General features: G+C 70.6%; 20 protein-coding genes, 4 tRNA genes and 2 pseudogenes. 14 read left to right on the forward strand and 12 right to left on the reverse strand.

The features are described from left to right. Positions 1 to 99: 99 nt before the first annotated feature. From AC3AOF_RS07170 to AC3AOF_RS07180, 3 genes are all read right to left on the reverse strand, one after another. Positions 100 to 1,071 carry a cation diffusion facilitator family transporter gene (locus AC3AOF_RS07170; protein ID WP_488348078.1) on the reverse strand — a complete coding sequence of 324 codons (972 nt, stop codon included), beginning with the start codon at positions 1,069 to 1,071 and terminating at the stop codon, positions 100 to 102. A gap of 439 nt (positions 1,072 to 1,510) precedes the next feature. After that, entirely contained in the window at positions 1,511 to 2,356 is an 846-nt protein-coding gene (locus tag AC3AOF_RS07175; protein ID WP_236991417.1) for an alpha/beta hydrolase, read from the reverse strand. Between the two features lie 119 nt (positions 2,357 to 2,475). Beyond that, positions 2,476 to 3,828 carry a dicarboxylate/amino acid:cation symporter gene (locus tag AC3AOF_RS07180; RefSeq protein WP_236991416.1) on the reverse strand — a complete coding sequence of 451 codons (1,353 nt, stop codon included), beginning with the start codon at positions 3,826 to 3,828 and terminating at the stop codon, positions 2,476 to 2,478. Positions 3,829 to 4,173: 345 nt separating this feature from the next. Here AC3AOF_RS07180 and AC3AOF_RS07185 point away from each other — a divergent pair, with 345 nt between their 5' ends. Continuing rightward, on the forward strand, positions 4,174 to 6,033 hold the full coding sequence (locus AC3AOF_RS07185; RefSeq protein ID WP_488348079.1) for a sensor histidine kinase: 1,860 nt from the start codon (positions 4,174 to 4,176) through the stop codon (positions 6,031 to 6,033). After that, complete coding sequence (locus AC3AOF_RS07190; RefSeq protein WP_488348080.1) at positions 6,030 to 7,370, forward strand: sigma-54-dependent transcriptional regulator; 1,341 nt, start codon at positions 6,030 to 6,032, stop codon at positions 7,368 to 7,370. Before AC3AOF_RS07185 ends, AC3AOF_RS07190 begins: the two co-directional genes overlap by 4 nt. Before the next feature lie 4 nt (positions 7,371 to 7,374). Here AC3AOF_RS07190 and AC3AOF_RS07195 read toward each other — a convergent pair whose 3' ends face one another. From AC3AOF_RS07195 to AC3AOF_RS07230, 8 genes and pseudogenes are all read right to left on the reverse strand, one after another. After that, complete coding sequence (locus AC3AOF_RS07195) at positions 7,375 to 8,082, reverse strand: extracellular catalytic domain type 1 short-chain-length polyhydroxyalkanoate depolymerase (RefSeq protein ID WP_488348968.1); 708 nt, start codon at positions 8,080 to 8,082, stop codon at positions 7,375 to 7,377. Further along, positions 8,043 to 8,369 (reverse strand): annotated as a pseudogene (locus AC3AOF_RS07200) (PHB depolymerase family esterase); the annotation flags it as partial. The pseudogene AC3AOF_RS07200 and the gene AC3AOF_RS07195, both read right to left, overlap by 40 nt. A 212-nt stretch (positions 8,370 to 8,581) precedes the next feature. Beyond that, positions 8,582 to 9,493, reverse strand: a complete 912-nt coding sequence (locus AC3AOF_RS07205) for an outer membrane protein (RefSeq protein ID WP_236991412.1) — start codon at positions 9,491 to 9,493, stop codon at positions 8,582 to 8,584. Positions 9,494 to 9,741: 248 nt separating this feature from the next. After that, complete coding sequence (locus AC3AOF_RS07210) at positions 9,742 to 11,067, reverse strand: bifunctional folylpolyglutamate synthase/dihydrofolate synthase (protein WP_236991411.1); 1,326 nt, start codon at positions 11,065 to 11,067, stop codon at positions 9,742 to 9,744. Positions 11,068 to 11,210: 143 nt separating this feature from the next. Next, positions 11,211 to 12,149, reverse strand: coding sequence for an acetyl-CoA carboxylase, carboxyltransferase subunit beta (gene accD / locus AC3AOF_RS07215; RefSeq protein ID WP_236991410.1), 939 nt, complete (start codon positions 12,147 to 12,149; stop codon positions 11,211 to 11,213). Positions 12,150 to 12,199: 50 nt separating this feature from the next. Next, positions 12,200 to 13,030: a tryptophan synthase subunit alpha gene (trpA, locus tag AC3AOF_RS07220; protein ID WP_488348081.1), complete on the reverse strand. Its 831-nt coding sequence runs from the start codon at positions 13,028 to 13,030 to the stop codon at positions 12,200 to 12,202. Positions 13,031 to 13,485: 455 nt separating this feature from the next. Further along, on the reverse strand, positions 13,486 to 15,000 hold the full coding sequence (trpE, locus tag AC3AOF_RS07225; RefSeq protein ID WP_488348082.1) for an anthranilate synthase component I: 1,515 nt from the start codon (positions 14,998 to 15,000) through the stop codon (positions 13,486 to 13,488). A 4-nt stretch (positions 15,001 to 15,004) separates the two neighbouring features. Further along, positions 15,005 to 16,909 (reverse strand): peptidylprolyl isomerase, encoded by a 1,905-nt coding sequence (locus AC3AOF_RS07230; protein WP_488348969.1) that lies wholly within the window; start codon positions 16,907 to 16,909, stop codon positions 15,005 to 15,007. Positions 16,910 to 17,074: 165 nt separating this feature from the next. On the opposite strand from AC3AOF_RS07230, the gene tpiA reads away from it, so the two are divergent. Beyond that, positions 17,075 to 17,836, forward strand: coding sequence for a triose-phosphate isomerase (gene tpiA, locus AC3AOF_RS07235; protein WP_488348083.1), 762 nt, complete (start codon positions 17,075 to 17,077; stop codon positions 17,834 to 17,836). 483 nt (positions 17,837 to 18,319) lie between these two features. Here the strand turns inward: tpiA and AC3AOF_RS07240 are convergent. After that, positions 18,320 to 18,395 (reverse strand) — tRNA-Val (locus tag AC3AOF_RS07240). 219 nt (positions 18,396 to 18,614) lie between these two features. Here AC3AOF_RS07240 and AC3AOF_RS07245 point away from each other — a divergent pair. The 11 genes and pseudogenes from AC3AOF_RS07245 to nuoF all read left to right on the forward strand — a co-directional run bounded on the left by AC3AOF_RS07245 (position 18,615) and on the right by nuoF (position 26,852). After that, a tRNA-Asp gene (locus tag AC3AOF_RS07245) sits at positions 18,615 to 18,691 on the forward strand. Positions 18,692 to 18,736: 45 nt separating this feature from the next. Beyond that, positions 18,737 to 18,813: transfer RNA gene (locus AC3AOF_RS07250), tRNA-Asp, on the forward strand. Positions 18,814 to 18,866: 53 nt separating this feature from the next. After that, positions 18,867 to 18,943: transfer RNA gene (locus tag AC3AOF_RS07255), tRNA-Asp, on the forward strand. A gap of 129 nt (positions 18,944 to 19,072) precedes the next feature. After that, positions 19,073 to 20,755: a methyl-accepting chemotaxis protein gene (locus AC3AOF_RS07260; RefSeq protein WP_488348084.1), complete on the forward strand. Its 1,683-nt coding sequence runs from the start codon at positions 19,073 to 19,075 to the stop codon at positions 20,753 to 20,755. Between the two features lie 90 nt (positions 20,756 to 20,845). After that, positions 20,846 to 21,400, forward strand: coding sequence for a CAP domain-containing protein (locus tag AC3AOF_RS07265; RefSeq protein WP_488348085.1), 555 nt, complete (start codon positions 20,846 to 20,848; stop codon positions 21,398 to 21,400). A gap of 318 nt (positions 21,401 to 21,718) precedes the next feature. Continuing rightward, on the forward strand, positions 21,719 to 22,084 hold the full coding sequence (locus AC3AOF_RS07270) for an NADH-quinone oxidoreductase subunit A (protein WP_048453080.1): 366 nt from the start codon (positions 21,719 to 21,721) through the stop codon (positions 22,082 to 22,084). Between the two features lie 51 nt (positions 22,085 to 22,135). Continuing rightward, positions 22,136 to 22,717 carry a NuoB/complex I 20 kDa subunit family protein gene (locus AC3AOF_RS07275; protein ID WP_236991404.1) on the forward strand — a complete coding sequence of 194 codons (582 nt, stop codon included), beginning with the start codon at positions 22,136 to 22,138 and terminating at the stop codon, positions 22,715 to 22,717. Between the two features lie 12 nt (positions 22,718 to 22,729). After that, entirely contained in the window at positions 22,730 to 23,392 is a 663-nt protein-coding gene (locus tag AC3AOF_RS07280; protein ID WP_236991403.1) for an NADH-quinone oxidoreductase subunit C, read from the forward strand. 6 nt (positions 23,393 to 23,398) lie between these two features. Next, positions 23,399 to 24,589 (forward strand): NADH-quinone oxidoreductase subunit D, encoded by a 1,191-nt coding sequence (locus AC3AOF_RS07285; protein ID WP_236991402.1) that lies wholly within the window; start codon positions 23,399 to 23,401, stop codon positions 24,587 to 24,589. 61 nt (positions 24,590 to 24,650) lie between these two features. Continuing rightward, a pseudogene (nuoE, locus tag AC3AOF_RS07290) lies at positions 24,651 to 25,496 on the forward strand (NADH-quinone oxidoreductase subunit NuoE); the annotation flags it as partial. A 54-nt stretch (positions 25,497 to 25,550) separates the two neighbouring features. Then, positions 25,551 to 26,852 (forward strand): NADH-quinone oxidoreductase subunit NuoF, encoded by a 1,302-nt coding sequence (nuoF, locus tag AC3AOF_RS07295; protein WP_236991401.1) that lies wholly within the window; start codon positions 25,551 to 25,553, stop codon positions 26,850 to 26,852. The last annotated feature ends 3 nt before the right edge of the window (positions 26,853 to 26,855 follow it).

Below are 26,855 nucleotides of genomic sequence, written 5' to 3' on the forward strand. Positions count from 1 at the left end.
CCGGCGGTCCGGATTTGTCCGGGCCGCCGCAAGATCGTCCCTCTTCGAGGAAGCCTCGCACGAAACAGCGCGGCTTCCTCTTTTCGTTCGGGCTCGCCGTCAGACCACGTGGTCCGGCGCCAGGGCGCAGGCCGGCCCACCCGCCAGTTCCACCTGCAGCGTGACGTGGGCGATGCCGAAGCGGCGGCGCAGCAAACCCGCGCAGTCGTTGAGGAAGGCGTTGCCGGGATGGCCCTCCGGCATCACCAGATGGGCGGTGAGCGCCGTCTCGGTGGTGCTCATCGGCCAGACGTGGAGGTCGTGGACCTCGGCCACGCCCGGGCGCTCGGCGAGGCAGCGGCGCACCTCGGCCGGGTCGATGCCCGGGGGCACGGCGTTGAGCGAGAGCACGACGCTGTCGCGCAAGAGCCCCCAGGTGCCGGCGACGATCACCGCCACGATGACGAGGCTGGTCGCCGGGTCGATCCAGGTCCAGCCGGTCGCCATGATGACGAGGCCCGCTGCCACGACGCCGGCCGAGACCGCGGCGTCGGCCAGCATGTGTAGGTAGGCGCCGCGGACGTTGATGTCGCCCTTGGCGCCCGAGGCGAACAGCCAGGCGGTGATGCCGTTCACCGCGATGCCGATCAGCGCCACGATCGTGACGGTGAGCCCCGGGACGGGGGCGGGCTCGCTGAAACGCTGGATCGCCTCCCAGGCGATGGCCCCGACCGCGACCAGCAGGAACACCGCGTTGAACAGGGCGGCGAGGATCGAGGACGAGCGCAGGCCGTAGGTGAAGCGCGCCGTCGGCAGCCTCTGGCCCAGCGTCGCCGCCGCCCAGGCGACGACGAGGCCGAGCACGTCCGACAGGTTGTGGCCGGCATCGGCCAGCAGCGCCACCGAATCGGTCAGGAACCCGTAGGCGCCCTCGATCAGCACGAAGCCGGTATTCAGCGCGATGCCGATGGCGAAGGCCCGGCCGAAATTCGCCGGGGCGTGGACGTGGCCCGGGCCGTGATGGTGATGACCGTGGTCGTCATGCCCGTGGTCGTGGTGGTCGTGATGCGCGTGGTCGTGGTGCTGGCCCATGCCCGCTCCTCTCGTCCCTTGCGCAGGCATCCGGCCCACGCGGTCGTTCCGGCACCGCTGCTTTAGGGCGCGCGCCGCGGGACGGCGAGCCCCGCGGGCGGCAGGACTGTCCGGGGAAACTTTCCAGACAAGAAGAGCGCAGGCTTTACTCCTCTCCCCGACAGATCCCGGGCTTGCCCGGGATCTGCAAGCGACGGACGAAGTCGGGCAAGCCCGACTTCGTTGCGGGGAGAGGCCTGAGCTCCGAAGGGGCTCAGGGAGCCCGGCAGCGAACCGCAGGTTCGCCGCGGGGGTGAGGGGGAATTGCCGGAAGAGTCTCATCCGTCGAGCCCCCCTTCCCTCGCTCCGGCTGCGCCTCCGCTTGCTGCTGACCCGACAAGGGGTCAGCAGCCCTCTCCCCGCCCGCGGGGAGAGGGGAACCCTGCGCTATTTCCTGTCCCTAGACAGCACCGTGGGGGACGGAAGCTCGCCCCGCCGCCAGCCGCAACGCCGCCTCCGTCAACGCCCCGTCCGGCCGGATCATCTGGTCGAGCACCGTGAAATGGTCGTCGCCGGGCAGGGGCAGGAGGTCGCCGGGAAGGCCGGTCCCGGCCCAGGCGGCCTGGTAGACCTGCGATTGCCGGCACAGCTCCGGCAATTCGTCGCCGCCATAGGCTACCGTGAGCGGACCGGCCGCGACCGGTAGGTGACGGATCGGCGAGAGCGCGGCGACCTCGTCCTCGGTGAGGTGGAGCGTGTCGTCGAGGGCCGTGCGCCGGATCGGCGCGAGGTCGAAGATGCCGGAGATGGCCAAGCCCGCATCGACCTCGGGGCAGGCCATGGCGAGCGCCGCGAGGTGGCCGCCGGCCGACCAGCCCGAGACGACGAGGCGCGGCGGGCTCGCATGGGCGCGCAAACGGGCGAGCGCCGCCGGGATCTCGGCGCAGAGCGCGGTCATCGTCGCCTCGGGGCAGAGCGTATAGCCGATCATCGCCACGTCGAGGCCGCGGGCGAGGGGTCCTTCGGCCAGCGCCGAGAAGCCGGTTCTGTCGTTGCGCTGCCAGTAGCCGCCATGGATGAAGGCGAGGAGCGGCGCTCCCGGCCTTCCGCAGCGGAAGAGGTCGAGGCGCTGGCGGGCGCCTGCGCCGTAGGAAATGTCCAGTTCCCCGGAACGGGCCTCGCGGAAGGCCGCGCTGCGCTCGCGCAAGGCCGCCATGAAGGCGCTGCTGCCGGGCACCGCGCCGGAATTGTCGTAGGCCTTGCTCAGTGTCGCGCGGTCCATCCCGCGCCAGTCGCCGCCCGCCATCGAACATCCTCCCGAAGCCATGCGGGACGATAACCCGGAAAACGAAAAGGGCGGCCCCGCGCCGTGCGCAGGGCCGCCCCCGATCCTCGCAACCCGGGGCGTTCGCCCCGGATCGTCGCTTACTCGGCCGGCTGGAGCGCCGGGACCGGGCCGATCTCGTCGAGCGGCATCGGGTTGCCGTCGAGGGCGGCCTTCAGGCGGTCCATGTCGACCTCACCCTCCCAGCGGGCGACCACGATGCAGGCCACCGCGTTGCCGATGAAGTTGGTGAGCGCCCGGCACTCCGACATGAAGCGGTCGATGCCGAGGATCAGCGCCATGCCGACGACCGGCACGGAGGGGACCACCGCCAGCGTCGCGGCGAGCGTGATGAAGCCCGAGCCGGTGACGCCGGCCGCGCCCTTCGAGGACAGCATCGCGACGAGGAGGAGCAGGGCCTGCTCGCCGTAGGTAAGGGGCGTGTCCGTCGCCTGGGCGATGAACAGGGCCGCCATGGTCATGTAGATGTTGGTGCCGTCGAGGTTGAACGAGTAGCCGGTCGGGACCACCAGGCCGACGACGGGCTTCGAGCAGCCGGCGCGCTCCATCTTCTCGAGCAGCGAGGGCAGGGCCGACTCGGAGGACGAGGTGCCGAGCACCAGCAGCAGCTCCTCCTTGATGTAGCGGACGAGCTTGACGATCGAGAAACCGTTGTAGCGGGCGACGAGACCGAGCACGCCGAAGACGAAGATCGCCGAGGTCAGGTAGAACGCGCCGACCAGATAGGCGAGGTTGGCGAGCGAGGAGATGCCGTACTTGCCGATGGTGAAGGCCATCGCGCCGAAGGCGCCGATGGGAGCGACCTTCATGATGATGTGGACGACGCCGAAGATCGCCTCGGACAGGATCTTGATGAAGTCGAGCACCGGCTTGCCGCGCTCGCCCAGGAAGGCGAGGCCGAAGCCGAACAGCACCGAGAAGAACAGGACCTGGAGGATCTCACCGCCCGAGAACGCACCCACCGCCGTCGACGGGATGATGTTCATCAGGAAGTCGGTGATCGTCTGCGACTTCGCCTTCTCGGCGTACATCGCGATCTGCTTGGGATCGAGCGACTTCGGATCGATGTGCATCCCTGCGCCCGGCTGGACGAGGTTTGCAATGATCAGGCCGACGATCAGTGCCAGCGTGGAGAAGGTGATGAAGTAGATCAGCGCCTTGCCGCCGACCCGGCCGACCTTCTCGAGGTTGGTCATGCCGGCGATGCCGGAGACCACGGTGAGGAAGATCACCGGGGCAATGATCATCTTGACGAGCTTGATGAAGGCGTCGCCGAGCGGCTTCATGTCGGCGCCGAGCGCCGGGTAGAAGTGGCCGAGCGTGATGCCGATCGCGACGGCGACCAGCACCTGGAAATAGAGGGTCTTGTAGATCGGCTTCGGGGCCGGCGGCGCGTGGGGCGCGGTCAGCGGGGACGGGACGGAGGTAGCCATTGGACGTTCTCCCTACATGGCTCGTTGCAGGACGGCGTTGGCGGTCGAACCGCTGTGGCGCTCTTGCTCTTGGCCTCACGACGGCTCTCGCCGTTCGGCTGTGATCGACCTTTTCGCGAAGGCCTGCCGCTCACCGGCAGGCTGCGGACGGACACACAATGGCAACCGGCGTGCCAGCCGGCGAAATTCCGAAATTTTTTGTTAAGTGCCGACCAATAAAAGGATTTTCATGGGACAGGGGGAAACGGCCACGGAGAGGCTTCCGGTGCCCCGCAACGCGGGGCGGGAATTGTTCCGGAAATCCGCATCCATCGTCAGGAAAATTCCTAGTCCGGCGAGGCGGCCGTGACCGGCTGGCGCGGCTTGCCGCGCTCCCCGGCCTTGCCCTGGCTCCTCGGCCTCGCCGCGGTGCTGGCGGCGGCCCTTTTTGCGGGCCGCACCGCCGAGCGGGCGGCGCTCGCCGACCTGCGGCGCTCGGCGAATGCCACGCTCGCGCTTCAGGTCGCGGCCTTCCGCACCGAGATGCAGAAACAGGGATCGCTGCCGCTCGCGCTCGCCACCGATCCTGAGATCACCGCGGTGGTCGGTCCTTCGCCGGATCCGGCCCTGCTCGCCCGGGTGAACGACCGCCTGGCCGAGATCGCCCGGGCCTCCGGGGCTGCGGTGATCTACGTCGTCCGCCAGGACGGCCTCGCGATCGCGGCGAGCAATGCCGGCGAGCCCGGCAGCTTCGTCGGAACGAATTACGGGTTCCGGCCCTATATCCAGCAGGCGCTCGCCGAGGGGGCGGGACGGCAATTCGCGCTCGGCACCGTCAGCGGCCGGCCCGGCCTCTATCTCAGCCGCCGGGTCGCCGGCCCCGGCGGACGGACCGGGGTGGTGGTGGTCAAGGTCGAGTTCGACGGCATCGAGGCGGCCTGGCGCGACTCCTGGAAGAAGGGCGGCGAGACCGTGATGGTCACCGATCCCCGCGGCATCGTCCTGATGGCGAGCGAGCCGTCCTGGCGCTTCGGCAGCTTACGGCCGGTGCCGGAGGAGGAGCGCCGGCTGATCCGCGAGCGGCTCGAATTCGGCGCCGCGCCGCTCGCGCCGGTGCCGATCCATCCGGCGGCGGATGGAACCCTGGTGCGGATCGGCAACGGGGCCGAGCCGGCGCGGCTGGCCCTGCCCCTCGACGCCGACATCCCGGGCACGACCTGGCGGCTTCACACCCTGACGCGGGTCGGCGTCGCGGTGGCGCGCGAGCGGATCCAGGCCCAGGTCATCGCCGGCCTTGGCGTCGGCCTCGCCTGCCTGGGGCTGGCCGAGATCGTCGGCCGGCGCCGGCGCCTGCGGGCGAGCCTCGCCGAGGCGGCGGCCCGGCGCATCGATCTGGAGGAGCGGGTGCGGGCGCGGACGGAAGCCCTCACCGAGACCAACCGCAAGCTCAAGGCCGAGATCGCCGAGCGCCAGCGGGCGGAGGCCGAGCGCCAGCGCCTCGGGCGCGAGCTCGCCCATGCCGGCCGGCTCGCGGCGCTCGGCCAGTTCGCCGCCAGCATGGCGCACGAGATCAACCAGCCGCTGGCCGCGATCCGCTCCTATGCCGACAATGCCGGCATCCTGATCCAGCGCGAGCGGCTGCCGGAGGCGACCGAGAACCTCGCCGCGGTCGGCCGCCTGACCGAGCGCATCGCCGCCCTGACCCGCCAGCTCAAGGGGTTCGCCCGCAAGGCCTCGGGCCGGCGCGACCCGGTCGCGCTCGGCGGTGTGGTGCGGGCGAGCCTGGAGGTGGTCGAGGGGCGGCTCTCCGGCATCGACCTCGCCCTCGCGGTCCCCGAGCTCTCGCCCTATGTGCTGGGGGAGGGGCCGCGGCTGGAGCAGGTCGTGGTCAACCTGGTGCAGAACGCCCTCGACGCGGTCGCGGGCGTGAACGATCCACGCATCGCCGTGACGGTGCGGGTCATGGGGGAGCGCGCGGTGCTGGAGGTGGGCGACAATGGTGGCGGGCTGCCCGATGGTGGCGCCCAGGTGTTCGACGCGTTCTTCACCACCAAGGCGAGCGGCCTCGGCCTCGGGCTGGCCATCTCCCGCGGCATCGTCGAGGAATGCGGCGGCACCCTCTCGGCCGGCGCCTCGCCGGAGGGCGGCGCCCTGTTCCGGGTCGAGCTGCCGCTGGCCCCCGCCGCCACGCAGGGATGTGCCGCGGCGCCGGGAGCCGCCGCGTGACCGCGCCCTCCCACCGCGTGATCTTCGTCGACGACGAGGAGGAGGTGCGCCGGGCCAACGGCCAGAGCCTCGACCTCGCGGGCTTTTCCGTCGAGACTTACGGCGACGCCGAATCGGCCCTGCGGGCGATCCTCGCCGAGCCGCCGGGCGTCGTCGTCACCGACGTGCGCCTGCCGGGCCTCGACGGGCTCGGGCTGTTTTCGGCGATCCAGGAGGCCGATCCGGAGCTGCCGGTGATCCTGATCACCGGCCACGGCGACATCACCATGGCGGTCCGGGCGATGCGCGCGGGCGCGTACGATTTCCTCGCCAAGCCCTATCCGGCCGACACCCTGGTCGCCTCGGTGCGGCGCGCCCTGGAGCGCCGGGCCCTGGTGGAGGAGAACCGGAATCTACGCGCCCGCCTCGACGCCGCGGTGGCGGAGGACCCGGCCTTCCTCGGCGTCTCGCCTGCCATCACGCGGCTGCGCCAGTTCGTGCGCGAGGTGGCGCAGGCCGATGTCGACGTGCTGGTGCTCGGCGAGACCGGCTCGGGCAAGGAGGTGGTGGCGAGCGCGCTCCACCGCTGGAGCCGGCGCGCCAAGGGCAATTTCGTCGCGATGAATTGCGGCGCGCTGCCCGACACCGTGGTCGAGAGCGAATTGTTCGGCCACGAGGCCGGCGCCTTCACGGGCGCGCTCAAGAAGCGGGTCGGGCGCATCGCGCATGCCGATGGCGGCACGCTGTTCCTCGACGAGATCGAGAGCATGGCGCTCAACATCCAGGTCAAGCTCCTGCGGGTGCTGCAGGAGCGGGTGGTGGAGCCGCTCGGCACCAACGCGATCCAGCCCGTCGACATGCGGGTGGTGGCCGCGACCAAGATCGATCTCGGCCAGGCCGCCGCGCAGGGCACGTTTCGCGATGATCTCTATTACCGCCTGAACGTCGTCTCGGTGGCGATCCCCCCCTTGCGCGAGCGGCGCGAGGACGTGGCGCTCCTGTTCGAGCACTTCCTGCGCAAGGCCGCCGCCCGCTTCAACCGGGAGCTGCCGCCGGTGACGCCGGCGATCCGCGAGCACTTGAGCCGGCACGACTGGCCCGGCAACGTGCGCGAGCTCGGCCATTTCGCCGAGCGCTGCGCCCTGGGCTTGAGCCCCACCGGCCCGGCCGTGCCCGAGCCCGCGAAGGCGGCGACGCTGGCCGAGCAGATGGACCGCCACGAGCGCGGCCTGATCCGCGACGAGCTGATCATGGCCGGCGGCGACGTGCGGGTGGCCGCCGAGGCCCTCGGGACACCCCGAAAGACCCTCTACGACAAGATCGCCCGCCACGGCCTCGACCCGAACGACTATCGGTGACGGCTCACCCGCGCCGGGGGTGCTGTTTGAAGAACCGCCACATCTCCCGCGTGGCGTCCGGCCCCTGCGGATCGGTGTAGCTGCCGTCAGGGCGGCCGCCGGACCAGGCATGGCCGGAGCCGTGGATCACCCAATGCTCGACGGTCGGGCGCCCGGCGGCATCGGCGTAGAGGCTCCGCTCGAAGGTGCGGCCTGATCCGGCCCGGCCTTCCTCGCGCCGGATCAGGCGGCCGCCGGCGGCGGTGGCGAGGGCCGCGCCGTTCTTCGGGTTCACGGTGGTGTCCCGGTCGCCATGGAACACGATGGTGGGGACCGGGGAGGCAGTGCCGGTGCCGCCGTCGCGCATCGCCGCGATTGCCCCCGGCAGGGTGCGGGCCGCCCCCGCGCAGAGGCCCGAATGCACCCCGAGCGCCGCGTAGAGCTCCGGATGCGCCGCCGCGACATTGGCCGCCGCTGCGCCCCCGGCCGAGATCCCGGCGACGAAGACCCGCCGCGGATCGACCGCATAAGCCGTCATCACCGCCCGGGTGATGCCGGCGATGATCCCGGCCTCGCCGCTGTCGCGACCCTGGTCACCGGGGCTGTACCAGTTCCAGCACCGGCCTGGTTGGCGGCCCGCGTCTGTTCCGGATAGGCGACCAGGACTGTCTCGGAATCCGCCAGCACGTTCATGCCGGTGCCGGCGGCGAAATCCTCCGGCGACTGCGTGCAGCCATGCAGCATCACCACCAGCGGGACTGGCCGGCCGCGATAGCCCCCCGGCACGTAGAGGCGGTAGGCGCGCCGGCCCGGCGAACCCGCGAAGCTCTCCGACAGGAACTGCCCGGGGGCGGTGCGCGGACGATCGCCCCGCAGCCGGTCGCGCCATCGCGCCAGCCCGTCCTCGGCCCAGCGGGCGAGATCCCCCAGCCCGTCCCGAAGCCCCTGCGGCAGGGCCGCCCGGGCGCCGGCGAGGCGGCGGGCGGCGTCCACGAGGGCGTTGCGCCGCGTGTCGTGCATGGTGCTGACTCTCCGGCAGTCCCGTCGGCCCGCGCGGGCCGGCAGCCATGATTCGGCAGCGTGCCGTGGCGACAGCCAGGCTTCAACGGGAATGCACCCTTCGGCCGGAGGGGCGGTCGCGCGCGCGAACGGCGCCCGAGCGGGATCCACAAACGCGAAAAGCCCGGCCGTGAGGCCGGGCTCCGCTCCGTCGAGATGACGGAAGTCAGGTCTTAGTACGAGCCGAACTTGTAGTTCAGGCCGGCGCGGACGACCGCGAACTCGGTCTCGCGACGGTACAGGTTGGCCGGGCCGACCGACACGACGCCCGGCGAGAACACCGAGTACTGCGTGCCGTTGGCGGTCTGGGTGAACACGCCGTTGTTGCGGTTGCCCTGGTCGAGCTTCACGTACAGGCCTTCGACCTTGAGGGTCACGGCCGACGAACGGAAGAAGTTCAGGAACGAGTCGGTGGGCAGAGCGTACTCGACGCCGCCGCCGACGGTCCAGCCGGTCTGGAAATCGTCACGCGACGCGTTGGTCAGACCGAAGTCGCGACCGCCGCCCGAGCCGTAGGCGAAACCGCCGGTGGCGTACACGAGGGTGCGGTCCCAGGCGTAGCCGAGACGGCCGCGCACGGTGCCGAAGAAGTCCAGGCCCGAGATGCCGTTCGGGTTGAACACCAGGGTGCCCGGGGCGATGCCGCCGCCCGGAACGGTGGCGAAGGCGAAGCGGTTGCGGCTGCGGCCGAAGTCGACGTACTGGGCGTCGGCCTCGATACCCACGACCACGCCCGAGCCCGGGGTGAACTGGTAGTTGTAGCCGATCTGGCCGCCGCCGACGAAGCCGTCGTTGCTGTTGCGGTTGCCGAAGGCGATGACGCCGGTGGTCGGCACGCCGGCGGCGGTGACGAACACGCTGCTGGCGGCGTTCGGGCCGGCCGGCACGCCGATCACGGTCGGAGCGCGGGTGTCAGCGGTGTTGAAGCCGTAGCCGGCGTTGAAACCGGCGTAGAAGCCGGTCCAGGTGAAGACCGGCACCGGCGTGAAGACCGGCGGCGGAGCAACGCGACGCGGCAGGTCCGCGGCCGAAGCGGCGGCGGTCAGCGCGGTGAAGGCAGCGAAAGCACTCAGGAGTTTCTTCATGATGGTCCCCAGCAGGTTCCCCGATCGAGGCCAAGCTAGACCATTTCCGTCGTGCACGATGTAGCAGTTCGGCCACATCGGTGCGGCAACGACACGGGCGGCCAGCGAGCCCCGGAAAATGTCAAGCCTGCCGGCAAACCATCCCGCGTTTCCCCCTCATATAACGGTTCTCCCGTCCCCGGCCGTTTACCGGTCCGCAACGGTTTTCTCGCGCCGCGACGGCTCTCCCTCCGCTTCACGGGATGAAGTCAGGTCGGTGGGGTGCCGTTGGCGGCGAGCACGGCGCCCGCCAGATAGAGCGAGCCGCAGATCAGCACCCGCGGCGGGCGCTCCCAGGCCCGGTCGTTCAAGGAGACCAGGGCCGCCTCGATGCTCGGCGCCGGCATGGCGGAGAGGCCGACCCGACCGGCGATCTCGGCGACCTCCTCGGCCGGCCGCGCCGCCATCTGGCCCGGCAGCGGCACCGCCACCAGGAAGCGAGCGAGGCCGGCGAAATTCGCCAGGAACCCTTCCGCATCCTTGGTCCCGAGCAGGGCGCTGACGAGGACGAGCGGCGCGTCGCCGCGTTCCTGCAGATCCGCCATCGCGGCGGCGAGGATGCGGCCGCCGTCGATGTTGTGGCCGCCGTCGAGCCAGAGTTCCGAGCCGGGCGGGACGAGGCCGGCGAGCCGGCCCCGGCGCAGGCGCTGGAGCCGGCCCGGCCACTCGATCGCGGACAGACCGGCCTCGAAGGCCTCGGTGCCGATGTCGCCGAAGCCCGCGGCGCGCAAGGCCGCGATCGCCGTGCCGGCATTGACGATCTGGTGGCGCCCGGCGAGGCGGGGCCGGGGTAAGTCGAGGAGCCCGTCCTCGTCCTGGTAGACCAGCCGGCCGCGTTCCTCGTGGGCGGAGAAATCCTGGTTGCCGACGAGGATCGGCGTTGCGCCGACCGCCTCGGCCCGGGCGCACAGCACCGCATCGGCCTGGGCGTAGTCCTGGGGGGCGATCACCGCCGGGCAGCCGCGCTTGAAGATGCCGGCCTTCTCGCCGGCCACCGCCTCGACGGTGTCGCCGAGATACTCGGCATGATCGCGGCCGATCGGCGTCACCACGGCGCAGGCCGGCTTATCGATGACGTTGGTGGCGTCGACCCGGCCGCCCAGTCCCACTTCGAGCAGCAGCACGTCGGCGGGCGCCTCGGCAAAGAGCATGAGCGCCGCCGCGGTGGTGATCTCGAACACCGTGATCGGCTCGCCGGCATTCACCGCCTCGCAGCGGGCGAAGGCCTCGGCCAGCCGCTCTTCGGGCACGAAGCGGCCGCCGCCGACCGCGCCGAGTCGGATGCGCTCGTGGAAGCGCACGAGATGGGGCGAGGTGTAGACGTGGGCCGAGAGCCCGCCGGCCTCCAGGATCGCCCGCATGGTGGCGATGGTCGAGCCCTTGCCGTTCGTCCCCGCGACGTGGATCACCGGCGGCAGGCGCCGCTCCGGATGGCCCAGCGCCGCCAGCAGGCGCTCGATCCGGCCCAGCGACAGGTCGATGGTGCGCGGATGCAGGGCGAGGAAGCGCGCCATCAGGGCGTCGGAGGATTCCATCGGTGGTCTCGCGCGGCATTCTCGCAGGGGGATGTCGACCTCACCCGCCACCGGTCAGGGCAGGGCGCGAGAGAGGATCAGAGGCGGGCCGAGCCCGCAAGCCCGGCCTTTGCCGGGGGCCACGCCCGCCTCCGGTCCTCGTCTTACGCCGGCACCGGCTTGGCCTCGGCCTTTACCTCGGGTTTCGCCTCCACCTTGGTCTCGCCCTGCACCAGGCCTTCTGCCGGCACCTGCATCAGCAGCCCGCACAGGCGCGCGATCGTGCCCTTCAGGTCGCGGCGGTGCACGACCTGGTCGACCATGCCGTGCTCCTTCAGGTACTCGGCGCGCTGGAAGCCGTCGGGCAGCTTCTCGCGGATGGTCTGCTCGATCACCCGCGGGCCGGCGAATCCGATCAGCGCCCCGGGTTCGGCGAGATGCACGTCGCCGAGCATCGCGTAGGAGGCCGTGACGCCGCCGGTGGTCGGGTTCGTCAGCACCACGATGTAGGGCAGGCGGGCCTGGTTCAGCCGGCGCACCGCCACGGTGGTGCGGGGCATCTGCATCAGGGACAGGATGCCCTCCTGCATCCGCGCCCCGCCGGAAGCCGCGAACAGCACGTAGGGGGTGCGCTTCTCGAGCGCCGTCTCGGCGCCGCGCACGAAGGCCTCGCCGGCCGCCATGCCGAGCGAGCCGCCCATGAAGCCGAAATCCTGCACCGCCAGCGTCATCGGCAGGCCGCCGACGCGGCCGAACCCGACCTTGAACGCGTCGGTCATGCCGGTCTTGGCGCGGGCATCCTTGAGCCGGTCGGCGTAGCGCTTCTCGTCGCGGAACTTCAGCGGATCGGCCGGTGCGTCGGGCAACGGCACGTCGACCCACTTGCCCTCGTCGAACACCAGCTTCAGGCGCTGCTGCGCGGTGATGCGCAGGTGGTGCTCGGAACCGGGGATCACCCAGCCATTGGCCTCCACCTCCTTGTGGAACACCATCTGGCCGGTCTCCGGGCATTTCACCCAGAGGTTCTCCGGCGTCTCGCGCTTGAACAGCGTCTTGATCTTCGGGCGTACGACCTCGGAGATCCAGTTCATCGCCTCGACCATGATCGCTCCTCGGTCGTCGGAATCGTGTCGGTGATATGGGGTCTGCAGCGTCAGCCCGCGCGTCCGGCGCGCACGCCGGCAGCGAGATCGCGCACGAGCGTCGTCACCGCCTCGAGCGAGCCGGCTTGCGCCCGGCCCTCGCCGTCCAGCGAGCGGGCCAGCGCATCGACGATCGCCGAGCCGACCACGACGCCGTCGGCGTAGCGGGCGATCGACGCGGCATGCGCGCCGGTCTTGACGCCGAAGCCCACCACCACCGGCAGGTCGGTGTGGCGGCGGATGCGCTCGACCGCGCCGCCGACCACGCCGAAATCCGGGGTCGCCGTGCCGGTGATGCCGGTGATCGACACGTAGTAGACGAAGCCCGAGGTGTTCGCGAGCACCGCCGGCAGGCGCGCCTCGTCGGTGGTCGGGGTGGCGAGACGGATGAAGGCGAGGCCGGCCCGGAGCGTCGGCAGGCAGAGCTCGTCGTCCTCCTCCGGCGGCAGATCGACCACGATCAGCCCGTCGATGCCGATCGCCTTGGCCTCGTCGAGGAAGCGGGCGACGCCGTAGGTGTAGATCGGGTTGTAGTAGCCCATCAGGATCACCGGCGTGCCGGTGTTCTCGGCTCGGAAGCGGCGCACCAGCTCCAGGGTGCCGGCAAGCGTCTGGCCGACCTTGAGCGCCCGCAGGCCCGCCGCCTGGATCGCCGGCCCGTCGGCCATCGGATCGGTGAAGGGCAGGCCGAACTCGACGATGTCGGCCCCGGCCTCGGGGAGGGCGCGCAGCACCTGGAGCGAGGTCTCGGGATCGGGATCGCCCGCCATCACGTAGGTGACGAGGGCGGCGCGGTTCTCCGTGCGGCAGCGGGCGAAGGTGTCGGCGAGGCGGGTGGACATCGGGGGCGACCTCGGGGGCGGCGGCGCCCCCCGGGGAGGGCGCACGCCGCGGGCGGGCGGAACGGATCGCCGCGCCTACACCATCGGGGGCCGCAGATAAAGTTTTACGCCGGGGGGCCGAGGGGCCGTCGCCCGAGAAAAGGCGGGGCGAGGGAGGTTCTGCCTCGGCCGGTGTACCGGCATTCGCAGGGCTATTCGGGGAAAGGCGCGGGTTTCCCCTCCCCCTCTGCGGGGGAGGGTGGCGAACGGAGTGAGCGCAGCGGGACGAAGTCCCGCCGAGAGGGGCAGCGCGACGCTGATCCAGAGGGCGCCCGTCACCCTGGTCGCGACATTTCCGGAAGCGGCGTCCCCTCTCCCGCCCCACTCCGTGGGGCACCCTCCCCCGCAGAGGGGGGAGGGAGAAACCAGCGCCTCTCCGACCTAGCGTAAAGCTCTCCTACGACGACGACCGCGCGCTACTGCCCCCGCCGTGCCTGGGCGGCGAAGCGCACCGCCTCTTCCGCGGCCCGGAACAGCGCCTTGGCCTTGTTGACGCATTCCTGCTGCTCGGAAGCCGGATCGGAATCGTGCACGATGCCCGCACCCGCCTGGACGTGCATCCGGCCGTCCTTGACGATGGCGGTGCGCAGCACGATGCAGGTGTCCATCTGGCCGTCGGCCCCGAAATAGCCGATGCAGCCGCCATAGGGCCCGCGCTTCTCGCGCTCCAGTTCGTCGATGATCTGCATCGCCCGCACCTTCGGGGCGCCCGAGACCGTGCCGGCGGGAAATCCCGCGGCGAGCGCCGAGAGGGCGTCGTGGCGCGCGTCGAGGCGGCCCTCGACGTTCGACACGATGTGCATGACCTGACTGTAGAATTCGAGGAAGAACGAATCCGTCACCCGCACGCTGCCGATCTCGGCGACGCGGCCGACATCGTTGCGGCCGAGATCGAGCAGCATCAGGTGCTCGGAGCGCTCCTTGGGGTCGGCGAGCAGCTCGTCGGCGAGTGCCCGGTCCTGTTCCGGCGTCGCGCCGCGGGGCCGCGTCCCGGCGATCGGCCGGATCGTCACCGCGCCGTCGCGCACCCGCACCAGGATCTCCGGCGAGGAGCAGACGATCTGGAAGGCGCCGAAATCGAGGTAGCACAGGAACGGCGCCGGATTGACCCTGCGCAAGGCGCGGTAGAGCGCCAGCGGGTGCAAGGTGAACGGCGATTCGAAGCGCTGCGACAGCACCACCTGGAAGATGTCGCCGGCGGCGATGTACTCCTTGGCCCGCGCCACCATGCCGAGGAAGTCGTCGGGCGCGATGTTCGAGACCTGGGCGGGCGCCGGGATCCCGGTCGGGTTCTGCCGCGCCTCGACCGGCAGCGGGCCCTCCAGCGCGTCGGCGGCGCTCTCCAGCCGCGCGAGCGCCGCCTCGTAGGCGGCTCGCGCCGATAGGCCGGGCGCAGGGCGGATCGGCGCCACGAGGGCGATCTCGTCGCGCACCGCGTCGAAGATCACCATCACGGTCGGGCGGATCAGGATCGCGTCCGGCACCCCGATCGGGTCGGGGTGGGGGGCGTCAAGCCGCTCCATCTCCCGCACCATGTCGTAGCCGAGATAGCCGAACAGGCCCGCCGCCATCGGCGGCAGGCCGGGTTCGGCGGGAATCGCGCTCTCGGCGATCAGCGCCCGCAGGCTGTCGAGCGGGGCGGCCTCCTCGGGGCGGAACGCCGCCAGGTCGGGTGCCACGGCGCGCTCGGCCCGGCCCTCGGTGCAGCGCCAGATCAGGTCGGGATCGAGGCCGATCATCGAGTAACGGCCGCGGACGGCGCCGCCCTCGACCGATTCGAGCAGGAAGGCCGCGCCCTCGCGGCCGGCCTTGAGCTTCAGGAAGGCGGCGACCGGCGTCTCCAGGTCGGCCACCAGGGTGGCACGCAGGAGGACCGGGCGGCCCGCGTCGAAGGCCGCCGCGGCGGCCTCTTGAGAGGGGGCGACCAGCACGGGATCAGTACTCGCCGCCGATGGCGCGGCGGAACGCGGCCTCGTTGACCGAGACCCCGGCCTGCTTCTGCACGTCGGCGATGTACTCGGCGAGGATGTCGTCGGCCAGAGCCGTGCGGTACTGCTGCTCCACCGCGACCGCGGCCGGCGCGCTCGGCACGAAGGCCGGCACCGTGGCGCTCGTCACCCGGAACACCACCCTGGCGGTCTCCTCGCCGGCGGCGGTGCCGGCCTTGCCCACCGGCGTCGTGAAGATGCGAGCGACGCTCTCGGTGGAGAGGCCGTCGCGGCCGCGGCCGCGGGCGATGTCGGTTGCGGTCTTCGCCTCCTGGCCGAGGGACTTCGCCACCGCCTCGATCGCCTCGCCCTTGTCGAGCCGCTCGGTCGCCTCTTTCGCCTTGGCGGCGAGGCGGCGGGCGATCTCGTCGGCCTTCCACTGCGCCACCACGGCGTCGCGGACCTCGGCCAGCGGCTTGTCGTGGGCCGGGTCGATCTTGGTCACGTCGTACCAGACGTAGCCGCCGGAGCGGGTGCGCAGGGCCTCGTTGTCGGCGCCCATGTCGCTGCGGAAGATCGCCGCGAGCGTCGTGTCCTTGTCGGGGATCGCCTCGACCGCCTTGCCCTGGGGATCGCGCCCCTGCGCATCGACCGCCGGGACGGTGACGAGAGGCAGGCCCTGCTCGCGGGCGATGTCGGCGAGGGGCTTGGCACCGGCGCGCTGGTCCTCGATCGCGTCATGGACCTTTTCCAGCCCGTCCCGGGCCTTGTCGAGGGCGACCTCCTGGCGGACCTCGCCGGCCACCTCGTCGAAGGGCTTGCGCGCCTCGGGCTGCACCGCCGTGACCCGCAGCAGCACCGTGCCGAAGCGGCCCTTGACCGGCTCGCTGACGGCGTTCGGCTCGGCCGCGAAGGCGGCATCCGCCACTGCGGGATCGAACAGCTCGGACTTGGTGAAGGTACCGAGATCGAGCGCCTTGGCGTCGAGGCCGCGCTCGGTCGCGAGCTGGTCGAAGCTCACCGCGCCGCTGCGGATGCGGGCGAGAGCCGCCGCCGCGTCGGCGTCGTTCGGGAACACGATCTGCTGGATCGTGCGCTTCTCGGGCGTGCCGAACTTGCTCTTCTCGGAATCGTAGCGGGCGCGGGCCTCCGCGTCGGTCACGGCGTCGGGCTTGGCCAGGGTCGCAGGGTCGAGGACGAGCAGGTTGACGCTGCGGACTTCCGGCGCCCGGAACGCGCTCTTGCGGTCGTTATAGAAGGTCGTGACCTCCTCCTCGGTCGGGGCCGGGATCTCGCCCGCGGCCGAATCCGGCAGGGTGAAGTAGGCGGCCGCTCGCCGCTCGGCGGTGTAGAGGTGGATCGCCTCGCGGGCGGCCAGCGGCACCGGCAGATCGGCGGTGATCGCGTCTGCGAGCTGGAGGCGGGCGGCGACGGCGCGCTGCTCCTGCACGAAGCCCTGCTCGGTCAGGCCGGCCTGGCGCAGGGTATCGCGGAAGGTGTTGACGTCGAAGGCGCCGTTCGGGCCCTTGAAGGCCGGCTCCTCCTGGATCAGCCGCACCACTGCGGCATCGGGGATGCGCAGGCCCAGATCCTTGGTCTTCTGGTCGAGGGAGGCTTCGGTGATGAGCTGGCCCAGGACCTGCCGGTCGAGGCCGAGGGCCCTCGCCTGGTCCGGCGTGATCGGCCGCCGGGTCTGGCGCGACAGGCGCTGGAGCTGGTTCTGGTAGGCGGTGCGCAGGGCTTCCGCCGGGATCTGCGTGCTGCCGACCGTGGCGACCGCGTTGCTGCCGCCACCCCGGAAGATGTCGCCGATGCCGAAGATGGCGAGGCCCGCGATCAGGAGGCCGAACACCACCGTCACCACGATCTTGCCGAGCCAGCTCTGGCTGGCGGCGCGGAACCCCTGGAGCATCGCGATCCTCGAATGCATGGGGGCGCCTGCCGCGAGGGGGCGCCCGGATCGGGCCGCGATACCGCATAAGCGCCGCAAGGCAAAGAGCGGGCCTCCCCGGACGTTTGCCGCCCGGCGGCGGACCTGTTACCCGGCGACGCTTGATCGACGATCGGGGGAGACACGATGACGACCGAACGGCCGCGCCCGCTGGTGGCGGGAAACTGGAAGATGAACGGCTTCACGGCCTCGCTGAAAGTGGCCGAGGCGGTCCGCGACGGCCTCGATGCCGGGCTGGCGCAGCGGATCGACGTGCTGGTCTGCCCGCCCGCGACGCTGGTCGGCGCGACGGCCGCCGCGCTGGAGGGCTCGCCCGTCGGGGTCGGCGGGCAGGACGTCCATGCCGAGGCGAATGGCGCCTATACCGGCAACGTTTCGGCCGAGATGCTGGCGGATCTCGGCGCCACCGCCACGATCGTCGGCCATTCCGAGCGCCGCGCCTACCACCATGAGAGCGACGCCGACATCCGCGCCAAGGCGCTCGCCGCCCGCCGGGCCGGGCTGGTCGCGATCATCTGTGTCGGCGAGACCCGCGAGGAGCGCGAGGCCGGCCGGACCCTGGAGATCGTGCGCGGCCAGCTCGCCGGCTCGCTCCCCGACGGCGCTAAAGCCGCCGACACGGTGATCGCCTACGAGCCGGTCTGGGCGATCGGCACCGGGCTCACCCCGACGGTGGACGACGTGGCGCAAGTCCATGCGCTGATCCGCAAGGAGCTCGAGAGCCGCCTCGGAGAGGAAGGGGCCAAGGTACGGATCCTCTACGGCGGCTCGGTGAAGCCCTCGAACGCCGCCGAGCTGATGGGTGTCGCCAATGTCGACGGCGCGCTCGTCGGCGGGGCGAGCCTGAAGGCGGAGGACTTTTTGGGGATCGCGGCGGCGTATCGCTGACAGCGCGCCGCTCGAAACACGCTCCGCGTCCCCATCTCATAGGGTCATCCTGGGGCTCGCCGCAGGCGAGAACCCGGGACCCATCAGCGCAAGCGCCGAATGACCGGGCGGATCGCGCTCAAATCTTCTCTGAGGCGAGGCCTGGGAGCCATTTTGAAGGCATTGGTCTTTGTGGCAATGAGATAGTGCGGGATGTTCTACCCTCCCGCCTCATCCTGAGGTGTTGGTCGATCTTCGATCGAGGGCCTCGAAGGAGGGCTTCAGGAGTCGCGGAGATTGCTGGAGCCCTCCTTCGAGGCCGCGACGCGGCACCTCAGGATGAGGCGGGAGGGTAGGAGCATTCGGATTGCCGCAAGGGCGAAACCGTCGTCTCGCCGCTTGGCAGAGGTGCGCGAAATCTCGACGACGCGGAGGCCATCGAGCCGATCCACCAGCGGGACAAGGCCGCCGGCGCGCGAGAGGGCGCTCAATCATTGAAGAATTTGGTGGGCGGTGACGGGCTCGAACCGCCGACCCTCTCGGTGTAAACGAGATGCTCTACCAACTGAGCTAACCGCCCGGGTGTCGGCATCGTTAAGGCGCCTGGGGCGCGAGTGCAAGACGGCGTCGCGAGCCTTCGCATGCGGGGCGTCCCATGGGCGGGAGGATGGCGGGCGAGGGGAGCGGTACCCCACCCGCCATCCTGCGCCGACCCCCTCCCGACTTTCTTGAGCCGGCGGCTTGACAGGGTAGGGGGCTCCCCATACACCGCGGCCATCGCAGCACTGCGAGACGCCGGGCGGACGTAGCTCAGTCGGTTAGAGTGCCGGCCTGTCACGCCGGAGGTCGCGGGTTCGAGCCCCGTCGTCCGCGCCACTTCCTTTATCGGAAAGGGCGTTTCTGTAGTGCAAAGCGCCATGTGCGGACGTAGCTCAGTCGGTTAGAGTGCCGGCCTGTCACGCCGGAGGTCGCGGGTTCGAGCCCCGTCGTCCGCGCCATTCTCCCCTGCGAGAATGTCAGCGCAAGCTACATGGTGAAGCGAGCACGCCGCGCGGGCGTAGCTCAGTTGGTTAGAGTGCCGGCCTGTCACGCCGGAGGTCGCGGGTTCGAGCCCCGTCGCCCGCGCCACTCGCCATATATCGTTCCGGTTTCGGTCGCTTACCAGCCTCGCACCTCATGTTGCGATGCCGAACTGACGCTAAGGCAATCTCAAGCATCGCTGCCGTAAGGTCCCGCCCGAAGGGTCGAGGATCGACGATGTCTTGGTCGAACACGAGCGTGAGCCGGAAGTTCGCCGTCATGATGATGGCGGCGGTGATCGGCTTCGGGGCGGTGGTAGTCTATGCCCTGCGGGCCAACCACGACAGCCTGATCGCCGAGCGGGTGGCGAAGATGCGTGCCCTCTCCGACGTGGCGCTCGCGGCCGCCACGGCCCTCGAGGCGCAGGTGAAGGCCGGCACATTGACCCGGGACGCGGCGATGGCGCAGTTCTCCGCCCGCGCCCACGACATGCGCTACGAGGGCGACAACTACCTCGCGGTCTACGACTTTTCCGGCACCGCCTTGGTGATGCCGCCGAAGCCCGACTGGATCGGCAAGGACATGAGCGGCCTGAAGGATGCGGGCGGCATGCTCCTCGTCAAGGCCATCACCGCCATCGCCCGATCCGGTACGCCCGGCACCCTGCGCTACCTGTTCACCCGCCCGGGCGGCACCGCCCACGTCGCGAAGCTGAGCTACATCCAGGGCTTCGCGCCGTGGCAGCTCGCGATCTTCACCGGCGTCTACATCGACGACATCGACGCGGCGTTCTGGCGCCATGCCCTGTGGCTCTGCGCCATCGCGGGCGCGGCGCTCGTCGGCGTCGGCCTGTTCGGCGTGCTCGGCTGGCGCTCGATCGTCGGCGGCCTCGAAAGCCTGACCGGGGCCACCGCGGCGCTCGCCGCATCCCGCTACGACGTCGCGGTGCCCGGCACCGGCCGGCGCGACGAGATCGGGGGAATCGCCCGGGCCATCGACGGGTTCCGGATCGTCCTCATGGAGCGCGAAGCGCTTGCGGCCGAACGGGACGCCAGCGAAGCGCAGGCCCGCCGCGCCGCGCAGATGAGTCAGGAGGTCCGGGCCTTCGAGACCGCGGTGGCGGGGGTGCTGGCCCAGGTCGATGAAGCGGCCCGCGACCTCGATGCGACCGCCCGGGCGATGTCCGGCACCGCCGCCGAGGCCGTCGGCCGGGCCGGCACCGCCGCGGCGTCGGCCGCCGCCGCCTCCCGCGAGGCCGGAGGGTTGGCGGAGGCGGCCGAAGGGCTCGGCCGGTCGATCGCCGAGGTCGGGACCGGCGTGCGCGAGGCCGCCGCGATGGCGCAGGACGCGGTGGCCGGGACCGACAGGACCGCCGCGGTGATGCACAGCCTCAACGAGGCCGCTTCGCGCATCGGCACCGTGATATCGGTGATCGCCGGGGTCGCCTCGCAGACGAACCTGCTGGCGCTGAACGCGACGATCGAGGCGGCCCGGGCGGGCGAGGCGGGGCGCGGCTTCGCGGTCGTCGCCGCCGAGGTGAAGGAGCTCGCCGGCCAGACCGACCGGGCGACGCAGGAGATCTCGGCCCAGGTCGCGGCGATCCAGGACACCACCCGCCAGGCGAGTGCCGCCATGGGCGACGTGGCCGCACAGGCCCGCGCCATCAGCGGCGTCTCGGCCCGGGTCGCCGCCGCGGTCGAGGCCCAGGTCGGCGCGACGCAGGCGATCGTGTCGAGCGTCGCGCAGGCCGCCGCCGGCACCGCCCAGGTCAGCGGGTCGGTCGAGGGCCTGGCCCTCGATGCCGAGGCCACCGGCGCGGCCGCCCGGCACGTGCTGGAGGCCGCCGACACCGTCGCGCGGCAATCGGCCAGCATCGGCGCCGAGGTCCACCGCTTCCTCGCGACCTTACGGGCGGCGTGAGGCGGGCCCTCGCCCCGAAAATCTCCACAATCGCCCGACAGGTGGCGGCTTCGCGCATGGCGCCGCTTGTCCAGGGCTTGAGTGAAGACGATGTCGCATCCGTTCCGTTCGACGGTTCCCGCCTCTCGCGTGGCAGGGGTCCCGCGGCGCGGCCTCGCGACGACGCTCCTCGCCGGGGGCCTGGCCGCCGGAGCCCTGGCACTTGCCGGCTGCAGCGGCACGGCGATCCTGCCGACGCCCGACCTGCCGACGACGCCGGTGATCCTCGACGAGGCCGCCGCCGCGGCGGCGATCTCGCGCTATCGCGCCAGCCACGGCCTCGGGCCGGTCGTCGTCGATTCCTCGCTGATCCGCGCCGCCTCCTACCAGGCCGGGGCCAATGCCCGGGCGGGACAGCTCTCGCACGAGGTCGGCGGCACCTTCGATGCGCGCCTCAAGCGCGCCGGCTTCGGCGGCCGCTACGCTGCGGAGAATCTCAGCGCCGGCTCGGCCACCTTCGACGAGGTGCTGAAGCGCTGGCAGGTCTCGCCCGAGCACAACCGCAACATGCTGATGCCGCAGGTCAAGCGCGTCGGCATCGCCCGCGTCGACGCGCCCGGGAGCCGCTACAAGCGGTTCTGGGCCCTGATCCTGTCGGACGGTTGACACTTCATACTGCACCGCAGCACGGCGACCGGATCGCGAAAAACGCCCGGACGGCGGCAAACGCCCCGGAAGGGGAGGGGCCTGCGACGATACTCCCCGGCGGACCCGGGCTTCCCGGCGTTGTGCGCTCCGGCCGCCACCCTATCTGTCGGATTGACGTTCGCGCTTTGTGCGGTGCGAACGCCCCTTGTTTCGTCATACTCGCTCGTTTAAGCCTCGCGCACCTTCCGGGCTTTGGAACCGTTCCGAGAACGGCCCCGGCGGCCCCCGCGGCGCGGGCCCGCACCAAGGCCTCGCGCCAACCCTTGAGGATGCTCGATGAACGGCCTCCTGTCGGATTACCTGCCGCTGGTGATCTTCATCGGCGTCTCCCTCTTCATCGCGGCGGCGCTCCTCGTGGCCCCGTTCCTGGTGGCCTATAACAGCCCGGACCCGGAGAAGCTCTCGGCCTACGAGTGCGGGTTCAACGCCTTCGACGACGCGCGCATGAAGTTCGACGTGCGCTTCTACCTCGTCGCCATTCTGTTCATCATCTTCGATCTCGAAGTGGCCTTCCTGTTCCCGTGGGCGATCACGTTCGGGGACCTCGGCTGGTTCGGCTTCTGGTCGATGATGCTCTTCCTCGGCGTGCTGACCGTCGGCTTCGTCTACGAGTGGCGCAAGGGCGCCCTCGAGTGGGACTAGAAGCTTAAAGCGTCGACGCCGCCCCCGAGACGAGAAGCACCGGACCCCGCCATGTCCCTCACCACCGTCCGCGCCCCCGCGATCGCGCCGCAGCCGAAGGGTATCCTCGACCCCTCCACCGGCAAGCCGATCGGCGCAAACGACCCGACCTTCCTGACGATCAGCGACGAACTCGCCGATCGCGGCTTCCTGCTCACCACCACCGACGACCTCATCACCTGGGCCCGCACCGGCTCGCTGATGTGGATGACCTTCGGCCTGGCCTGCTGCGCCGTCGAGATGATGCAGATGTCGATGCCGCGCTACGATTGCGAGCGCTTCGGCTTCGCCCCGCGCGGCTCGCCGCGCCAGTCCGACGTGATGATCGTCGCCGGCACGCTGACCAACAAGATGGCGCCCGCGCTGCGCAAGGTCTACGACCAGATGCCGGAGCCGCGCTACGTCATCTCGATGGGGTCCTGCGCCAACGGTGGCGGCTACTACCACTATTCCTACTCGGTGGTGCGCGGCTGCGACCGGGTGGTGCCGGTGGACATCTACGTCCCGGGCTGCCCGCCGACCGCCGAGGCCCTGCTCTACGGCGTTCTGCTGCTGCAGAAGAAGATCCGCCGCACCGGCACCATCGAGCGCTGAGGCGGGGATCGCATGAGCAACGGCATCACCATCCGGGCCCATACCCAGAGCGAGCAGGGCGACGCGGTCCTCCAGGCCCTGTCCGACACGCTTGCCGCGAGCTTGGGCGCCGCGATCAACGACCGGACGATCGCCTTCGGCGAACTGACCCTGATCGTCGAGGGCTCCGAGATCCTGCGGGTGCTCACGCATCTGCGGGACGATCCAGCCTGCGCCTTCTCTACCTTCATCGACATCTGCGGCGCCGACTACCCGGCGCGGGCGAAGCGCTTCGATGTCGTCTACCACCTGCTGTCGATGCGCCATAACCGGCGCATCCGCGTGAAGGTGCAGACCGACGAGCGCACGCCGGTCCCGTCCGCGATCCCGGTCTTCCCGGCCGCGAACTGGTTCGAGCGCGAGACCTACGACCTCTACGGCATCCTGTTCTCGGGCCATCCGGACCTGCGCCGGCTGCTCACCGATTACGGCTTCGAGGGGCATCCCCTCCGCAAGGACTTCCCGCTCACCGGCTTCGTCGAGGTCCGCTACGACCAGGACGAGGCCCGGGTGGTCTACGAGCCCGTGCGACTGACGCAGGAATTCCGCAACTTCGACTTCCTGTCCCCCTGGGAGGGCACCGATTACGTGCTCCCGGGCGACGAGAAGGCCGACAAGGCACCGGCGAAAGGCTGAGCCGACATGGGCGAGCACAGCATCCGCAACTTCTCGATCAATTTCGGCCCACAGCACCCGGCGGCGCACGGCGTGCTGCGCCTCGTGCTGGAACTCGACGGCGAGGTGGTCGAGCGCGTCGATCCGCATATCGGCCTGCTCCACCGCGGCACCGAGAAGCTGATCGAGGTCAAGACCTACCTCCAGGCGACGCCCTATTTCGACCGGCTCGACTACGTCGCGCCGATGAACCAGGAGCACGCCTTCTGCCTCGGCATCGAGCGCCTGCTCGGCATCGAGGTGCCGCGCCGGGCCCAGCTGATCCGCACCCTCTACTGCGAGATCGGCCGGCTGCTGTCGCATCTCCTCAACGTCACCACGCAGGCGATGGATGTCGGCGCCCTCACGCCCCCGCTCTGGGGCTTCGAGGAGCGCGAGAAGCTGATGATCTTTTACGAGCGCGCGTCCGGTGCGCGTCTCCATGCCAACTACTTCCGGCCGGGCGGCGTCCACCAGGACCTGCCGCCGAGCCTGATCGACGACATCGAGGCGTTCTGCGAGACCTTCCCGCAGATCGTCGACGATCTCGACGACCTCGTGATGTCGAACCGCATCTTCAAGCAGCGCAACGTCGATATCGGCATCGTGTCGGTCGAGGAGGCGCTGGCCTGGGGCTTCTCGGGCGTGATGGTGCGCGGCTCCGGCATCCCGTGGGACCTGCGCAAGTCGCAGCCCTACGAAGCCTACGCCGAGATGGAGTTCGACATCCCCGTGGGGAAGAACGGCGACACCTACGATCGCCAGGTCATCCGCATGGAGGAGATGCGCCAGTCGGTGCGCATCATGAAGCAGTGCATCGCCAAGCTGCGCGAGCCGGCCGGCCAGGGGCCGATCGCAACGCAGGACGGCAAGGTCGCGCCGCCGCCGCGGCGCGAGATGAAGCGCTCGATGGAAGCGCTCATCCACCACTTCAAGCTCTATACCGAGGGATTCCACGTCCCGGCCGGCGAGGTCTATGCCGCGGTCGAGGCGCCCAAGGGCGAGTTCGGCGTCTATCTCGTGGCGGATGGCACCAACAAGCCGTATCGCTGCAAGATCCGCGCTCCGGGCTTCGCCCACCTCCAGGCGATGGACTGGATGTGCCGCGGCCACATGCTGGCGGACGTGTCGTGCATCCTCGGCACGCTCGACATCGTGTTCGGCGAGGTGGACCGGTGAGGGCGCATCGCGCCTGAAGACCGCACCCGCCGGAGACGTATGAGACATGGACGTTTGAGACATGGCCAACCGCAGACTCGCCCCGGTATCCGAGCAGCCCGAGAGCTTCGCGTTCACGCCTGAGAACGCGGAATGGGCCAAGGGGCAGATCGCCAAGTACCCTGAGGGGCGCCAGGCCTCGGCCGTGATCCCGCTCCTGTGGAAGGCGCAGGAGCAGAATGGCGGCTGGCTGCCGCAGAAGGCGATCGAGGCGGTGGCCGACCAGCTCGGCATGCCGCATATCCGGGTGCTGGAGGTCGCGACCTTCTACACCATGTTCGCCCTCGAGCCGGTCGGCCGCTACTGGATCCAGGTCTGCGGCACAGCTCCCTGCGACGTCTGCGGCGCCCGCGAGCTGAAGCAGTACCTGCACGAGCGGCTCGGCCCCTCGGGTCATGTCAGCCCGGACGGCAACTTCTCCTGGCTCGAGGTCGAGTGCCTGGGTGCGTGCTGCAACGCCCCGATGGCGCAGATCAACCACGACTATTACGAGGATCTCACCCCTGAGCTCCTCGGCAAGCTGATGGACGACCTCGCCGCCGGCCGCCCGGTGAAGATCGGGTCGCAGATCGGCCGGACCTCCTCCGAGCCCAAGGACGCGGTCACGACGCTCCAAGACGAGACGCTGTTCGACGGCTCGCGCGTCGGCGCTTGGCGCAAGCGCTTCGAGGAAGAGGGGCTGAAGGAGCAGGGCGCCGACACGACCGGCGAGAAGGCCCGCACCGAGGCCTCGGCCGCCGAGAACCCGAAGGCGGCGCGACCCGATGCCGGCCGCGCGACCGAGAGCAAGGCCGCCGCGGCGCCCGCGCAGGCGGCCGCGGACGGCAAGCCCACCGACGGCAAGGATGCGCCGGCGCCGACGGCGAAGTCCTGACGACGATGACGTACTTTCCCTTCACAGCAGGCCTGTAGGACGATCGCCATGCTCGCCGATCAGGATCGGATCTTCACCAACCTCTATGGTCTCCACTCCCCCGGTCTCGAGGCCGCGAAGAAACGCGGCGCGTGGGACGGGACCAAGTTCCTGCTCCAGCAGGGCCGGGACTGGATCATCGAGGAGATGAAGAAATCGGGCCTGCGCGGCCGCGGCGGCGCCGGCTTCCCCACCGGCCTGAAGTGGTCCTTCATGCCGAAGAAGTCGGATGGCCGGCCGCACTACCTCGTGGTCAACGCCGACGAGTCGGAGCCGGGCACCTGCAAGGACCGGGAGATCATGCGGCACGACCCGCATCTCCTGATCGAGGGCTGCATGCTGGCCTGCTTCGCCATGGGCGCGCATGCCTGCTACATCTACATCCGCGGCGAGTACGTCGCCGAGAAGCACGCGCTCCAGCGCGCGGTGGACGAGGCCTATGCCGCCCGCCTCGTCGGCGAGAGCAACCTCCACGACTACCCCTTCGACATCTACGTCCACCACGGCGCCGGTGCCTACATCTGCGGCGAGGAGACGGCGCTGATCGAGAGCCTGGAGGGAAAGAAGGGGATGCCGCGGCTGAAGCCGCCGTTCCCGGCCAATATGGGCCTCTACGGCTGCCCGACGACGGTGAACAACGTCGAGTCGATCGCGGTGGCCGGCACCATCCTGCGCCGCGGCGGCGCCTGGTTCGCGGGACTCGGCCGGCCGGGCAATACCGGCACCAAGCTGTTCTGCATCTCGGGCCACGTCAACAAGCCGTGCAACGTCGAGGAAGAGCTTGGCATCACCTTCCGCGAGCTGATCGACCGGCATTGCGGCGGCATGCGCGGCGGCTGGGACAACCTGCTCTGCTCGATCCCCGGCGGCTCCTCGGTGCCGCTGGTGCCGGCGGCCGAGATCATCGACGCGCCGATGGATTTCGACACGCTGAAGAACCTGAAGTCGGGTCTCGGCACCGCCGCCGTGATGGTGTTCGACAAGTCGACCGACATGGTCGCGACGATCGCCCGCATCGCCTACTTCTACAAGCACGAGTCCTGCGGCCAGTGCACCCCGTGCCGCGAGGGCACCGGCTGGATGTGGCGCGTGATGCTGCGCATGGCGGAAGGCCGGGCGCAGAAGCGCGAGATCGACATGCTGCTCGACGTGACGAAGCAGATCGAGGGCCACACGATCTGCGCGCTCGGCGACGCCGCCGCCTGGCCGATCCAGGGCCTGATCCGGCATTTCCGTCCCGAGATCGAGAAGCGCATCGACCGCTACACCGCCAACCCGCACCCGACCCCGGTGCCGATGGCGGCGGAGTAACTG

This window comes from Methylobacterium sp. 142-1Y (assembly GCF_057747795.1).